Origin of the sequence: Nautilia sp. PV-1 (assembly GCF_004006315.1) — a bacterium.
In the GTDB taxonomy this organism is placed as follows: Bacteria; Campylobacterota; Campylobacteria; order Campylobacterales; family Nautiliaceae; genus Nautilia; species Nautilia profundicola_A.
On the sequence record NZ_CP026530.1, the window covers coordinates 1,577,810 to 1,592,500 of the forward strand.

The window sequence follows — 14,691 nt, forward strand, 5'->3', positions numbered from 1 at the left end:
AAATTATATCAAAAAAACGGTGTTACTTTTTCACACATATGTTTAAATAAAATATTTTAAACTGTAACTATTTGTAAAAATAAGCGTTATAATTCAAACAAAAAAGGATTCTCATGAGTTTCATTGAAGAATACAAAAAACATACTGAAGAGAGAGCAAAACTTGGAATTCCTCCACTGCCTTTAACTGCAGAGCAGACTGCGGAACTCGTTGAACTTTTAAAACAGGTTCCTATTGTTGAAGAAGAATATTTAATGGACCTTTTCTTAAATCACATCAACCCGGGTGTTGACGACGCGGCATACGTAAAAGCGGCATTTTTAAATGATATAGTTCAGGGCAAAACTTCATCTCCTGTTATTTCTAAAAAAAGAGCTGTTGAAATCCTGGGAACCATGCTTGGAGGATATAATGTCAAACCTCTAATCGATGCACTGAGCCACGAAGATGAAGAAGTGGCAAAGACCGCTGCAAACCAGCTTAAAAACACTCTGCTTGTTTACGACGCATTCCACGATGTTGAAGATTTGGCTAAAGCCGGAAACAAATACGCAAAAGAAGTACTTGAAAGCTGGGCAAACGCTGAATGGTTTACTACTAAACCGAAACTTCCTGAAAGCATTAAAGCGGTAGTATTTAAAGTACCTGGAGAAACAAACACAGACGACCTTTCACCTGCCAGCGAAGCGTTTACTAGAAGTGATATTCCTCTTCACGCAACATCAATGCTAAAAGCTAAAATGCCTAACGCTCTTGAAACTATCGAAGAGCTTAAAAAAACAGGCCATCCTGTAGCATTCGTAGGTGACGTTGTAGGTACCGGAAGTTCAAGAAAATCTGCAGCAAACTCTGTAATCTGGCACATCGGTGAAGAAATCCCTTACGTTCCGAACAAAAAAAGAGGCGGTATCGTAATCGGCGGTGTTATCGCACCTATTTTCTTCAACACGTGTGAAGATGCGGGAGCGCTTCCAATCGAAGCACCTGTTGAAAACCTTGAAACAGGCGATGTTATCGAAATCAGACCGTATGAAGGCAAAATCCTTAAAAACGGTGAAGTTGTTAGTGAATTTAAACTTAAACCAAACACTCTACCTGATGAAGTACAAGCAGGCGGTAGGGTTCCGCTAATCATCGGTAAAAACCTGACTAAAAAAGCAAGAGAATCACTTGGTTTAAATCCTGATACAGATATTTTCACAAAACCAGAACAGCCGGAAGACAAAAAAGGTGTAGGTTATACGCTTGCTCAAAAAATCATCGGTAAAGCATGCGGAATGGAAGGCGTTAGACCGGGTATGTATGTTGAACCTACATGTGCGACAGTAGGTAGCCAGGATACTACAGGCGCAATGACAAGAGACGAAATCAAAGAGCTTGCGGCACTTGGATTTAATGCAGACCTAGTAATGCAGAGTTTCTGTCACACAGCAGCTTATCCAAAACCTGCGGATATCAAACTGCACCACACTCTTCCTGCGTTTATTACAAGCAGAGGCGGTGTTGCACTAAGACCGGGAGACGGTGTTATCCACTCATGGCTTAATAGAATGATTCTTCCTGATACATTAGGAACAGGTGGGGACTCACATACAAGATTCCCTATGGGTATTTCATTCCCTGCAGGTTCAGGGCTAGTGGCGTTTGCCGCTGTTACAGGAAGTATGCCTCTGAATGTTCCTGAAAGCGTTCTTGTAAGATTCAAAGGTGAACTTCAGCCTGGTATCACTCTAAGAGACCTTGTTAACGCAATTCCATACTTTGCAATCAAACAAGGGCTTCTAACGGTTGAAAAGAAAAACAAAAAGAACGTATTCAACGGTAGAATCCTTGAAATTGAAGGTGACATCATCAGAAACCTTACAATCGAGCAAGCATTCGAACTTGCCGACGCTAGTGCTGAGAGAAGTGCGGCTGCATGTACTGTAGACGTAAGTGAAGATCAGGTTGCTGAGTACCTAAAATCAAACATCAAACTTCTTGAAGCTATGATTGAAGCCGGATATGAAGATAAAAGAACAATCCAAAGAAGAATTGACAAAATGAAAGAATGGTTAGATAACCCAACTCTTCTAAGAGCGGACAAAGACGCAGAATATGCGGCTGTTATCGAAATCGACCTTAATGAAATCAAAGAACCGATCGTTGCGTGTCCGAACGATCCGGATGACGTTGCAACAATTTCTGAAGTACTTGCAGACAGCAACAGACCTCACAAAATCGACGAAGTATTTATCGGAAGCTGTATGACAAACATCGGTCACTACAGAGCTGCAGGTGAAATCCTGCAAGGTGAAGGTCAGGTGCCTACAAGACTTTGGATCGCACCTCCTACAAAAATGGATAAAGAACAGCTGACAGAAGAAGGATATTACTCAATCTTCGGTCAGGCGGGTGCAAGAATCGAAATCCCTGGATGTTCATTATGTATGGGTAACCAGGCTAGAGTTGCGGATAACGCAAACGTATTCTCAACATCAACAAGAAACTTTGATAATAGACTCGGAAAAGGTGCAAAAGTTTACCTCGGAAGTGCTGAGCTTGCAGCGGTAACAGCAATGCTTGGAAGAATTCCTACTAAAGAAGAATACCTTGAAATCGTAGAGAAAAAACTTGCAGGTAAAGAAGATAAAGTTTACAAATACCTATACTTCCATCAAATGCCGGAAGATTACGTAAGAAAAATGCTAAGCTTAACGCTTCAGTAATTTCTCTTCCTTTTTTTATTTATGATATCAATCCAATATGTAATGTTTAGCAAATTATCCAGTAAAGTGACAGACACCTAAACAAGTTGTATTAAACTGATAATTAATTATTTATTTTACGAAGTTTTAATCTCATTATCGCAATATGTAACATTTAGCGCCAAATACCTGAAAAAGAAAAATAAACCAATAAGTCCTACATATACCAATATAATTTTTAACGCCTTGTGAGTTGTAGTAGCGATAAGAAGTTCTCTGATAAAAAATATAATTGAAGCATCCACCATAAAGCGTATTTTAATCCTCTGTTTTTTAAAAAACACAAAAAGCATCTGCATAACTTCTATAATAACCATAAGTTCAAGTATTAAAGCCAGCACATCATAAAAATCCAGTTTAAATACAAAAATAAATCCAAATACAATAAAAGCCGAAATTATTTCAAAATATTCTTTAATTATTTTCATAAACTCCCTTTTTAAGGGAATTATGACTAATAATTATTACATATTAGTAACAACAAAATATTGAATAAAACCTATTATGGCACCTAATGCGGCTCCTGCAAAATTAATAAAACTAAAATGTTTTTTCATTAATGAAAAAAGCATATCTTCAAGCGTTTTTTCATCAAAAGAAGCAACTCTTTCCTCTACAATTTTATCTATATTGGCTTTAATAAATATTTTAGGAACTTCTTTTTCCAAAAATTCAAAAATTTCATCCCTAATTATATTTTTTGCTTTTTTAGTATCTATAATAGAGTCTATTCGAACATGAAAGTTAACACTTTCAAAAACTGATTTAATCATATTTCCGCTTACAAAACTTGCAAACATTGGAAACTTTTCGGCAACAAATTTTTCTATAAATGAAGAAAGCTTTTCTATTATTTCTTCTTTTGCCATAAATTCGGTTATATTTTTTGCAAAAATCAAATCAAGTTTTTCATCTATAAAATGTTTTATTTCACTTTTAACTTCTTCGTTTTGAAGAATTTTTTTTATTTCTTCCTCACTTAAAATATATTCTTTTACCATGCTTCCGACTTTTTTAGCCAAAGCTTTTTTTTCTCTTGGAATAACCCCTTGAGGGAAAACGGTAATACTGCCAAATTTTAACGGTTTATAAGGTCTGAACAGAAGCTTTATAGCAACATAATTTGTTACATATCCTATTATAGCCCCTATAGTAACGCTGCTTGCAAGCAATCCCGCATTCATGCGAATATTTCCTTATATTTATCTTCATCAAACCCTACAACAACATCTCCGCTATCTTGCTCAACTACCGGTCTTTTGATAAGCAGATTTTCCTTGCAAAGCCACTCTCTTTTACCTTTATCGTCAAGATTTAATTCTTTAAGTTTTAATGTTCTGTATTTTGTCCCTCTGCTGTTAAACAAAACGTCAATTCCGACTTTATTGATCCATTCATCAATTTTTTCACACCCTACAGGCTCTTTTTTAAAATCGTGAAATTCATATTCAATTCCTTGATCTTTAAAAAATTTAAGCGCCTTTTTTACACTCCCGCATGTTTTTATTCCGTATACTTTCATTCAGTCTCCTTAACAGGTTTAATATTCATTACTTCCGTCAAATAAAAAAAACCTCCTCTAAGTTCTACAGCATCAACACCTATTTGTTTAAGAATTTCCAAAGCCTCATTTATATAAACACCTCTTAAATCCATAACACCGTATTTCTTATTCTTATCCAGTTTCATTGCAGATTCGGTAAATCCGGGATGAAAAGGTATATTTATAGAATTAGGCATTTTACCGTATTGTTCAATCTCATCTTCATCTCTTATATCTAAAATTATTATTTCCTCTAACAGTTCGTAAGTAGGAAAAGCATCCGCTCTGGGCTCTCTTTTTTCTTCCCCCAGTTTAAGTTTTCTTCCTTTCACAAAAAAATCGAACAAATTTTATCCTTTTTTAGATTTTTTGGAATATTATCATATTTTTATAAAGCAATTCGTATATATTTTACACTTTTATTGTAAATTTTATATTAATAAATATCTTCCCATCTGAGTCTGTCGCCTTTTTGTAAATCCTTGCAGGCTTTTTTACCCAGTATTTCAGGAAGATATTTAGGATGAAGTCCGTATCCCGGACGTATTGATTTTATATTTTCTTCACTGAACGTTTCGCCTTTTTTAATATCTTTTACAACATACAGGCTTCTTGCAAACTGACGCCCGCTTTTAGGCTTAAAATTCACTTCTCCAATCATCTCTTCCGTTTCTCTTACAGCTTTTACCATTTCTTTAAATTCATCAGGTGTTAAGCTAAAATATTTATCCGGAGAGTTAATAGATTTATTTAAAATAAAATGTTTTTCAATTATCCTGGCTCCCATTGCAACTGCAGCAATCGGAGCCGATATTCCAAGAGTATGATCCGAAAAACCAACTTCTACTTTAAAAATCTCTTTAATAGCGGGTATCGTTTTAAGATTCACTTCACTTCTTGGTGCCGGATATGCAGAAGTACATTTTAAAAGAGCCAAATCAACACCTCTTTTTTTACAGATATCAGCCACATTCTGAATTTCCTGTAATGTAGCAATCCCTGTTGAGATTATCATAGGTCTGCCTTTGCTTGCGGCGTAATCTATCAAATCATAATCCGTAATTTCAAAAGATGCAATTTTATATGCGGGTGGATTAAACTCGTCAAGAAAATCCACAGCCTCTTTACTAAAAGGTGAACTAAACACCTCAAGTCCCAAACTTCTACCGTAATTAAACAGTTCCTCATGCCATTCAAGAGGCATTGCAGCCTGCTTATAAAGTTTATAAAGATTTATTCCGTCCCATAAAGTTCCGCCTTTAATAATAAAATCTTCCTTTTCACAATCTATTGTCATCCAATCGGCAGTATAAGTCTGAAGCTTTATAGCATCAGCCCCCGCTTCTTTTGCCGCATAAACTGTATCTTTTGCCACTTGCAGACTACCATCGTGATTTGCACTAAGCTCGGCTATTATAAAAACTTTTTCATTTGTATTAATTTTTCCAATCTGCATTGATAAGCTCCATTTTAATTAAATTGTCTTTCCTGTCTGTTTCTTTAAAACCAAATTTTTTATATAAACTAATCGCTTTTTCATTATTTTCAAATACATAAAGTATGATTTTTTTTGTATTTAAATAATCAAACGCATAATCTATTGCAAATTTAAGCAAAATATTTCCTACACTTTTTTTCACCGGGTTTTTATGTATTCCTAAATCCACATAATCTTTAAAAATTATAAAATTAACAACTCCCAAATCATCAACTTTTAAATAAATTTTATTGGAGTTTTCCAAAGTATCTATAAATTTTAAATGTTCTTCCAAAGAAATTTCATTTTTATTATACATCCATTTTCTAATTTCAGGATGGTTTCTCCACTTTAAAACTTCTTTTTTTTCTTCAAGGGATAAATCTTGAAACTTTATATATTTCATTTTCTTTTAAAACCTTTATTCTTTTTTGTTTCAAATATTTTGTTATCAGATTTTGATTTTCCGCCACCTTAACAGCAATAAAAGGCATTTTCATATAAATCGCCTCCCAAGTTATCGTAGAAGGTGTAATAATCCCGAATTCCGCTTTTGCCATTCCTATAGAGACATCTTCATCAATATGGAGTTTACACCATTTGTTAAGTCTGCAAAAACGTTTTAATTTATTAATATTCTTATTAGCGCTTGTAGTATAAAAATTTACTATTTCACCTCTGTTTTTAAGCTCTTTTAATATTCTAAGCCCTATACCCTTTGCATCTGTAGCACCTAAACTGATAAAAATCCCTTTTTTCTTATATTTTTTATTTTTTGTTTTTTTAAATTCTTCTCTTATCAGAGGCTTTATAATATTGATTTTTGTAAATTCAGGATTTTTACTTTTATATTTTTCCGGTTTTGCGTAAAGATTAATATTTATTATTTCATCACAAAAATGTTTTTCATAATTATCGTCAAAACATACAAGTTTAATATTTTGAAAAAGTTTTTTAAAATTTTTTTCGTTTTCGTATGTAAAATTATAATTGTCAATTATGACTGTTTCGGGGTTTAACTCTTTTACTTTTTCAAAAAATTTGTTTTCATTTTCTACTTTTATTATAGGAATATCCGTAAATTTTTGATCACATTCTTTACATATAATCAAAACATTATCAATATGATACTTATTTATGTAATTTTCAATTCTCTTTAAATGCCCAAAACCAATATTGGAACTAAAATCAACCCTTATTACTGTCATTTAAGGCCTTATACATAAGTTCTGCTCTTATAAAATCCTCCAGCGTATCAATATCCTGAACCAGATACCTTGGAATTAAAATTGGAATATTGCCGTCAAATTTAAATTTTTCTTTGCATTTTACTTTTTTCCAGTAAAACTGTCCGGCATCATGATACACTTCTTTTAAATCCTGACTTCTTTTTTCCATATATTCCGGCCATAACATTTGCGCTTTGCCGTTTTGTATTTCAAAACCTCTCCAAATAGGAAAATCATAAGTAGTTGACGCAAAAGAATAACAAGAGTCACTATTTTTAAGTTTTTCATATCCTTCTTTTAAATACTTTACCTGCAAAAACGGAGCCGTGGCATATATCATACATGCATACTCAAATCCTGGATTTCTCGATATTACATACTCAAATACATCTATACTTCCAGTATGGTCATCTGCTAAATGAGCAGGCCTCATCTGCACTTCGGCTCCGTATTTTTCAGCCACTTCAGCTATTTTTTCACTGTCTGTAGATACGATAATTTTATTAAAAAGTTTTGATTTTTTGGCTACTTCAATACTATGGGCAATTAAAGGTTTACCATGAAAAAGTTTTATATTTTTTCCGGGTATTCTTTTACTGCCTCCCCTTGCAGGTATTACGCATAAATTCAAAGCAGTTCCTCCAAAGATTTAATCACATAATCCTGTTCTTTTTTCTTTAAACTGTAATATATCGGCAGAGAAAATGCTTCTTTATAGTATCTTTCCATTTCCGGAAATTTTTTAAAGTAGCCTTTTTTTACATAATAAGGTTGCCGGTTAATTGGAATATAATGATATTGAAGTCCTATGCCTTTTTGACGCATTTTTATAAAAAACTCAGCTTTTTCATCAAACGATTTAAAAGGATACCTCACTACAAAAAGATGATACGAACTTTTTTTATTATAAGGATAAAGAGGTTTGATTTTCTCAGGCAGATTATCATGGTAATATTTTGCAATCTGACGTCTTTTTTCTAAAAACATATCTATTTTCTCAAGCTGGCTTAACCCAAGTGCACACGCTACGTCACTGAGGCGGTAATTATATCCCAAATCCACCATTTTATATTCCCAAGGATACATTGAATTATCTTTTACCATACCGTGATTTCTAAGACGAAGCAGCTTTTGATATGTTTTTTTATCATTAGTAGCTACTGCCCCGCCCTCAAAAGTAGTAATATGTTTAACCGGATGAAAAGAATAAGTGGTAATATCGCATATTCCGCTGTCTTTTCCAAAATAATGGGCGTTATCAAGTAAAATTTTAACCCCGTACTTTTCTTTTAAATATTTAAGTTTTTCATCATCAAACGGCAACCCGCTAAATGTTACTAAATAAACGGCTTTTATTTTTTTATTTTTTTTTAGTTCCTCTTCCGCCAAGTCAAGATTAATAAGACCGTTTTCTTCAATATCCACAAATACAGGTTTCGCACCTACGTAAAGAACGGAGTTTGATGTAGACAAAAAAGAATTTGGAGTAGTAACCACCCTGTCACCAACATTCAAAAGTACCCTGCTTGCAAGATGAAGAGCCGCAGTTCCATTGCATACTGCAACTACATATTTAAATCCGAGCTTTTCAGCCAATGCTTCTTCAAACTCCTGAACCTTAGGTCCTGTCGTTAAAAAGTCACTCTCTAATACATCTAAAACAGCTTTTTTATCATTTTCATCTATAAACTGTTTACCGTATGGAATAAAATTAAAATATTCATTCTCCATTACTACTCCATTTATATAAATTCTACTGCTTTTTCTAAAAATTCTTCACATGTAAGCCACCAGTCATTTTTACCTGAAGAATATTCAAAACCTATTTCTTTCTCAGTTCCTTTTTCTCCAATCATATTTTTTGTATAATCAGCTTCAAAACTGAAATTAATAGTAGGTTTTATTACATAATGATCACTAAACTCAATACATTTATCATCTTTTGTAATCATAACTTCATGTAATTTTTCCCCCGGACGGATTCCTATTTCTTTTAATTTACATTTCGGACATAATGCCTTTGCCAAATCAACAATTTTCATTGACGGAATTTTAGGAACGAATATTTCCCCTCCCTGCATTCTTTCAAAGTTTTTAAGCACAAACTTTACACCCTCTTCCAAAGTAATTAAAAATCTTGTCATATCTTTATGTGTAATAGGAAGTTCTTTTTCGCCTTTTTTAATTAAATTCACAAAAAAAGGCACTACACTTCCCCTGGAACCAATAACATTTCCGTATCTGACTACCGAAAATCTGGTTTTTCTTTTTCCTACTAAGTTATTTGCTGCAATAAACAGTTTATCACTAGCTAATTTCGTAGCACCGTATAAATTAATAGGAGCAGCCGCTTTATCTGTTGAAAGTGCAATTACTTTTTCTACTTCGTGCTCTATAGCGCAGTCAATTACATTTTGTGCCCCGTTAATATTGGTTTTAATACATTCCATAGGATTATATTCTGCTACAGGCACATGTTTAAGAGCTGCGGCATGTATTACAATATCCACATCTTCCATGGCTTTTTTAAGTCTTTCTTTATCCCTTACATCCCCAATAAAATACCTCATACACTTATCATTATATTTTTGTGCCATTTCAAACTGTTTAAGCTCATCTCTGCTGTAAATTATAATTTTGTTCGGTTTATAATTTTGAAGTAAAATTTCCGTATATTTTTTTCCAAAACTTCCTGTTCCGCCCGTAATTAATATATTTTTCCCGTTAAACATCATCTCTCCTTTACAAACTGTTATAATTTTAACAAAATAACCGATATAAAAACAAAAAGGAATATTATGTCCCAAATTTTTGAAAAAAATTTACAGGCTTTGCTTAAAAAAAATCCTCAGCTTGCATCAAAACTTTTTTCCATTCCGACACATAAAAATTTTGAAGTAGTCCAACAGGGCAAAGACCCGATTAACTTAAATATTATTGATATGAAAAACAAATTTCCTATATATAAAACCCAGCCTTTAGAAGAAATTCAAGAAAAACAAAAAAAATTTAAACTATACGAAAGATATCCCGTATTATTTTTTTACGGCCTTGGAAACGGTATTTTTATAAAATTATTATTTGCCAATCCAACTCATAAAAAAATATATGTTTTCGAACCGAATTTAGAAATAATATATATTGCAATGCATATAGTTGATTTTAGTGAAGAAATTTTAAATGAAAAACTTGAAATAATTATCCCTGAAGAATTAACATATGCACAAGCATTAAAAATATTTTTACATAAAGACGTTCAACTTTTTGCAAAAACATTTGAATTACATATCTATTCTGAATATTATGAAAACTTTTTCGCACAATCAATTATTGAAACTAATAAAACATTAATAAGAGCCATAAAACAAACAATAACAAATTTCGGAAACGACACAATAGATACATTAATAGGAATAGAACATCACATAAACAATCTACCTTTAATGCTTACATCACCTCACTTTTCACAATTAAAAAATAAAAAAATTTCAGATTTAGCTATTATCGTCTCAACAGGGCCTTCTTTAGCCAAACAGCTTCCGTTATTAAAAGAAATAGCCCCTTATGTAACCATAATAAGTGTAGATGCTTCACTGCCTATTTTGGCAAAACATAATATCAAACCTGATTTTGTAACGTCGTTAGAAAGAGTACAGCTTACAAGCGAATTTTTTAAAAACACTCCAAAAAAATTCCAAAAAGACATAATCATGCTTCATGCTTCGCTGCAGCATAAAGATGTTTTAAAATATTCGCACGGAAGAAAAATCTTACCTATGAGAGGCTTCAGATATACAAAATATTTCGGTATGCATAAATACGGATATTTGGGTATCGGCATGAGTGCGGCTAATATGGCTTATGAACTGGCATATTTCCTTGGATATAAAAAAATAGTTTTAATCGGACAAGATCTGGCTTACAGCGAAGAAGGACAGTCTCATGCTAACGGACATGTCCTAGGTGAAAAAGAAGTACAATTTAAAGACAGTGACGAATATGTAATAAAATACGGTGGAAACGGTACAATCAGAACCACAAGAGTCTGGAATATGTTTAGAAACTTCTTTGAAAAAGATATTGAATTTACAAAAAAAGAGAATATATTAACAATCAATGCTACAGAAGGAGGGGCAAGAATCCATGGCACAGTTGAAATGCCTTTTAAAGAAGTAATTGAAAAATATGTGGACAAAAATATCAAAAAGAAAAATTTAAAACTAAGAACACTTTCAGAAAAAACAGTTAATAATTTACTACTAAAAGCACACAATAAAATTTCACATATGATTGATTATGGACAAAAAGTTCAGAAAAAAATAGAAAAAGTATTTTTAGATGTAGCAGAAGAATGTGAAAACTTAGAAAAACTAAAAGATGAAAATAGACTTGAAGAAATTGATTACAATAAGTTAATGAAGTTATCAAGAAAAATAGACAGAATAAAAGACATTATTGAAACAAAAAAATTAGCTCTTATGTACGGAGAAACAATACAAAGCTATCTTGTAAACAAAGAACTTGATCTTGCAAAAATCATGGTTAGACCTTCAAATACAGAAATAGAAAAAAAAGCAAAACTTATTGAATGGATAATGCAACATAAAGAATGGCTGTTTATGCTGGCAGGTAGTATTAACGCCCAAATAATTACTGTAAAAAGGGCTTCTAAAAATTTAGAAAAAGAGCTTAAAAAAAGAAATATCCCTTTCGTAAAAATAAAATAAACAGTTTTTTTCTCTCTTTTTTATTCTTTATTTATATAAAACAATTCCTATAATTAGTATCATACTTATTTTATATAAATAAAAAGCCCAAAAAGGCCAAAACTGTTATTGTAACAGTTTTAAAACATTCTGCTGAACTGCATTTGCTTGAGACAATGCATAACTTCCTGATTGTGCAAGAAGATTGTATTTTTGGAATTTTGCAGTTTCTGCTGCAAAGTCTACGTCTCTGATTTGTGATTCTGCAGCTTTTACATTTACCTGTGTTACTGAAATGTTGTTAATTGTACTTGTTAACTGATTTTGCACTGAACCTATATCTGCTCTAATTTTGTCTAAATAATGTGCTGCAGCATCTGCAATATCCATAACTGCCATAGCACCTTTAAGTGTTGTTACACCTGCACCGATTTCTTGATTATAATCTGATACATTACTATTAGCATAAGCACCGATTGCACTTGCCTGATCAACAGTAAAATTCCCTTTAATTGTTCTTAAGTTAATTGTCTGCTGTGCAACAACACTATCAGCCATTCCAACAGCACTGCCCCCACTTACAATAATATCTCTAGCATCAAGTCTTGTTAATGTAAGTCTTCCGTATGTTTCCACACCATTTGCATTGATACCTGCAATACTTAAGTTTGCACCGCTTACTTTAATTCCTCTTCCGTCTAAACTTCTTAAGTTTAGATTACCTCTTTCGTCAATATAAGCTTCAACACCTGTTTGGTCTTTAACAGCATTAATTGCTGCAACTAATTTACCGTCGCTGTCGTTTGCTTTAACGTCTGTAATATTTCCAATATCAACACCGTTGATTGTCAAACTTTGAATTGCCACAGTTCCTGCATCTTGTACAGTTGTGCTACCTGTTGCAAGTACTTGCCAAGTTGCTTTTACTCCTGTTTTATCAGAATTTTTGTTAATTGTTTCTGCAAGTACTCCAATACCTGTTCCTGCACCAGTTGAAATAACTACGCTTTCAAGTTTTACATCATGTACACCGTCTACATTTTTAAATGTTAATGAAACATCTCCTGACTCAGTAATAGTAGCACCTGTTTCAAATCTTGTAAGTCCAATCTTATCCGAAGATGTTGGACCAATACTTGCTTTAACAGTTTCATTCGAATAAGCACCAATTTGGAATTCTTTGTTTGTAAATTGACCGCTTAATAAACTCATTCCGTTATAACTTGTTGTACCTGCGATATTATCAAGTTCTTCCATAAGTCTAGTAATATCTTCTTGAAGAGCTTTTCTAGAATCAGCACTTTGTCCATCCTGTGCTGCCTGAGTAGCTTTAACTTTAATTGTATTAAGAATTTTTACTTGCTCATCCATTGCTTTATCAGCTATCTGAAACAGTCCAATTGCATCGTTAGCGTTTCTGATAGCTTGACCTAATGAATCAGCCTGATCTCTTAATGAGTCTGCAATTTGCAAACCAGAAGCATCGTCTGCAGCTTTGTTGATTCTTAGACCTGTACTTAGCTTTTCTAATGAATCACTAAGCTTTCTATTATTTTCTACACCAGCTGCATGTGCATTTAATGCAGCAATATTGGTATTTATCCTAAATCCCATTGCTATTCTCCTTTATTTTTTTATAGAATAGCAATTAATGTTCCAAAAAATAATAATATATATTAAAAATTCATTAAACATATGTATTAAATTAATTGTATCAGTTAGAAGCAGTGTCTGTCACCATATAGCTAAATTATATTTATCATTAAAATTTTAATTTGTATATTCTCCCAAAAGGGAGAAGAGATTATTGAAGTAGTCTCATTACGTTTTGCTGAACAGCATTTGCTTGAGATAATGCATAACTTCCTGATTGTGCAAGAAGATTGTATTTTTGGAATTTTGCAGTTTCTGCTGCAAAGTCTACGTCTCTGATTTGTGATTCTGCAGCTTTTACGTTTACCTGTGTTACTGAAATGTTGTTAATTGTACTTGTTAACTGATTCTGTACTGAACCGATATCACCTCTAATTTTATCTAACATTTTAGCAGCACTATCTGCAATATCCATAACTGCCATAGCACCTTTAAGTGTTGTTACACCTGCACCGATTTCTTTACCATAATTCACAACATTTGAGTTAGCAAATGCACCGATAGCAAGAGCTTGAGCAGATGTAAAGTTACCTTTAATTGTTCTAAGGTTAATTGTCTGCTGTGCTACCTCAGAAGTTGCACTAAATCCAGCACCACCACTTACAATAATATCTCTAGCATCAAGTCTTGTTAATGTAAGTCTTCCGTATGTTTCCACACCATTTGCATTGATACCTGCAATACTTAAGTTTGCACCGCTTACTTTAATTCCTCTTCCGTCTAAACTTCTTAAGTTTAGATTACCTCTTTCGTCAATATAAGCTTCAACACCTGTTTGGTCTTTAACAGCATTAATTGCTGCAACTAATTTACCGTCGCTGTCGTTTGCTTTAACGTCTGTAATATTTCCAATATCAACACCGTTGATTGTCAAACTTTGAATTGCCACAGTTCCTGCATCTTGTACAGTTGTGCTACCTGTTGCAAGTACTTGCCAAGTTGCTTTTACTCCTGTTTTATCAGAATTTTTGTTAATTGTTTCTGCAAGTACTCCAATACCTGTTCCTGCACCAGTTGAAATAACTACGCTTTCAAGTTTTACATCATGAATTCCATCAACTTTTTTGAATGTAAGAGAAACATCTCCTGACGCAGTAATAATAGCACCTGTTTCAAATCTTGTATTACCAATTTTATCTGAACTTGTTGCACCGATTGATGCAGTTACAGTTTCATTAGCATACGCACCGATTTGGAATTTTTGATTAGTAAATGAACCTGAAAGTAATGATTTACCATTATAACTAGTTGTACTAGCGATATTATCAAGTTCTTCCATAAGTCTAGTAATATCTTCTTGAAGAGCTTTTCTAGAATCAGCACTTTGTCCATCCTG

The 14,691-nt window shown here is 33.0% G+C and carries 14 protein-coding genes (1 of these 14 running past the window's edge); 2 read left to right on the forward strand and 12 right to left on the reverse strand.

Annotated features, from left to right (window positions below; all coding sequences use genetic code 11):
• The first annotated feature begins 113 nt into the window (after positions 1 to 113).
• Positions 114 to 2,708: a bifunctional aconitate hydratase 2/2-methylisocitrate dehydratase gene (gene acnB, locus C3L23_RS08245; RefSeq protein ID WP_127681673.1), complete on the forward strand. Its 2,595-nt coding sequence runs from the start codon at positions 114 to 116 to the stop codon at positions 2,706 to 2,708.
• 116 nt (positions 2,709 to 2,824) lie between these two features.
• Here the strand turns inward: acnB and C3L23_RS08250 are convergent, their stop codons facing one another.
• From C3L23_RS08250 to pseB, 10 genes are all read right to left on the reverse strand, one after another.
• Complete coding sequence (locus C3L23_RS08250; protein WP_127681675.1) at positions 2,825 to 3,175, reverse strand: phosphate-starvation-inducible PsiE family protein; 351 nt, start codon at positions 3,173 to 3,175, stop codon at positions 2,825 to 2,827.
• A 36-nt stretch (positions 3,176 to 3,211) separates the two neighbouring features.
• Positions 3,212 to 3,931, reverse strand: coding sequence for a DUF445 domain-containing protein (locus tag C3L23_RS08255; RefSeq protein WP_127681677.1), 720 nt, complete (start codon positions 3,929 to 3,931; stop codon positions 3,212 to 3,214).
• Positions 3,928 to 4,269, reverse strand: coding sequence for an arsenate reductase family protein (locus C3L23_RS08260; RefSeq protein ID WP_127681679.1), 342 nt, complete (start codon positions 4,267 to 4,269; stop codon positions 3,928 to 3,930). The genes C3L23_RS08255 and C3L23_RS08260 overlap by 4 nt, the downstream gene beginning before the upstream one ends.
• Entirely contained in the window at positions 4,266 to 4,637 is a 372-nt protein-coding gene (locus tag C3L23_RS08265; RefSeq protein WP_127681681.1) for a rhodanese-like domain-containing protein, read from the reverse strand. Before C3L23_RS08265 ends, C3L23_RS08260 begins: the two co-directional genes overlap by 4 nt.
• An 89-nt stretch (positions 4,638 to 4,726) precedes the next feature.
• The gene (gene pseI, locus C3L23_RS08270) at positions 4,727 to 5,746 is read right to left on the reverse strand and encodes a pseudaminic acid synthase (RefSeq protein ID WP_127681683.1); all 1,020 of its coding nucleotides are present in this window, start codon (positions 5,744 to 5,746) and stop codon (positions 4,727 to 4,729) included.
• Complete coding sequence (gene pseH, locus C3L23_RS08275) at positions 5,727 to 6,173, reverse strand: UDP-4-amino-4,6-dideoxy-N-acetyl-beta-L-altrosamine N-acetyltransferase (protein ID WP_127681685.1); 447 nt, start codon at positions 6,171 to 6,173, stop codon at positions 5,727 to 5,729. Before pseH ends, pseI begins: the two co-directional genes overlap by 20 nt.
• A complete protein-coding gene (locus tag C3L23_RS08280; protein ID WP_127681687.1) occupies positions 6,139 to 6,975 on the reverse strand; it encodes a UDP-2,4-diacetamido-2,4,6-trideoxy-beta-L-altropyranose hydrolase in 837 nt (278 codons plus the stop codon). Before C3L23_RS08280 ends, pseH begins: the two co-directional genes overlap by 35 nt.
• A complete protein-coding gene (gene pseF / locus C3L23_RS08285) occupies positions 6,956 to 7,627 on the reverse strand; it encodes a pseudaminic acid cytidylyltransferase (protein WP_127681689.1) in 672 nt (223 codons plus the stop codon). Before pseF ends, C3L23_RS08280 begins: the two co-directional genes overlap by 20 nt.
• Positions 7,624 to 8,727, reverse strand: a complete 1,104-nt coding sequence (locus tag C3L23_RS08290; RefSeq protein ID WP_127681691.1) for a DegT/DnrJ/EryC1/StrS family aminotransferase — start codon at positions 8,725 to 8,727, stop codon at positions 7,624 to 7,626. Before C3L23_RS08290 ends, pseF begins: the two co-directional genes overlap by 4 nt.
• An 11-nt stretch (positions 8,728 to 8,738) precedes the next feature.
• Positions 8,739 to 9,728, reverse strand: a complete 990-nt coding sequence (pseB, locus tag C3L23_RS08295) for a UDP-N-acetylglucosamine 4,6-dehydratase (inverting) (protein WP_127681693.1) — start codon at positions 9,726 to 9,728, stop codon at positions 8,739 to 8,741.
• A gap of 66 nt (positions 9,729 to 9,794) precedes the next feature.
• Between pseB and C3L23_RS08300 the strand changes: the two genes are divergently transcribed.
• Positions 9,795 to 11,723 (forward strand): motility associated factor glycosyltransferase family protein, encoded by a 1,929-nt coding sequence (locus C3L23_RS08300; RefSeq protein ID WP_127681695.1) that lies wholly within the window; start codon positions 9,795 to 9,797, stop codon positions 11,721 to 11,723.
• A gap of 105 nt (positions 11,724 to 11,828) precedes the next feature.
• Here C3L23_RS08300 and C3L23_RS08305 read toward each other — a convergent pair whose 3' ends face one another.
• A complete protein-coding gene (locus C3L23_RS08305; RefSeq protein WP_127681697.1) occupies positions 11,829 to 13,316 on the reverse strand; it encodes a flagellin A in 1,488 nt (495 codons plus the stop codon).
• 190 nt (positions 13,317 to 13,506) lie between these two features.
• A protein-coding gene (locus C3L23_RS08310; RefSeq protein WP_127681699.1) for a flagellin A crosses the window boundary here: on the reverse strand, positions 13,507 to 14,691 show its 3' portion. 300 nt of this gene lie beyond the right edge of the window; 1,185 of the gene's 1,485 nt are visible here — the last part of the coding sequence; its start codon lies off the right edge, out of view; the stop codon is at positions 13,507 to 13,509.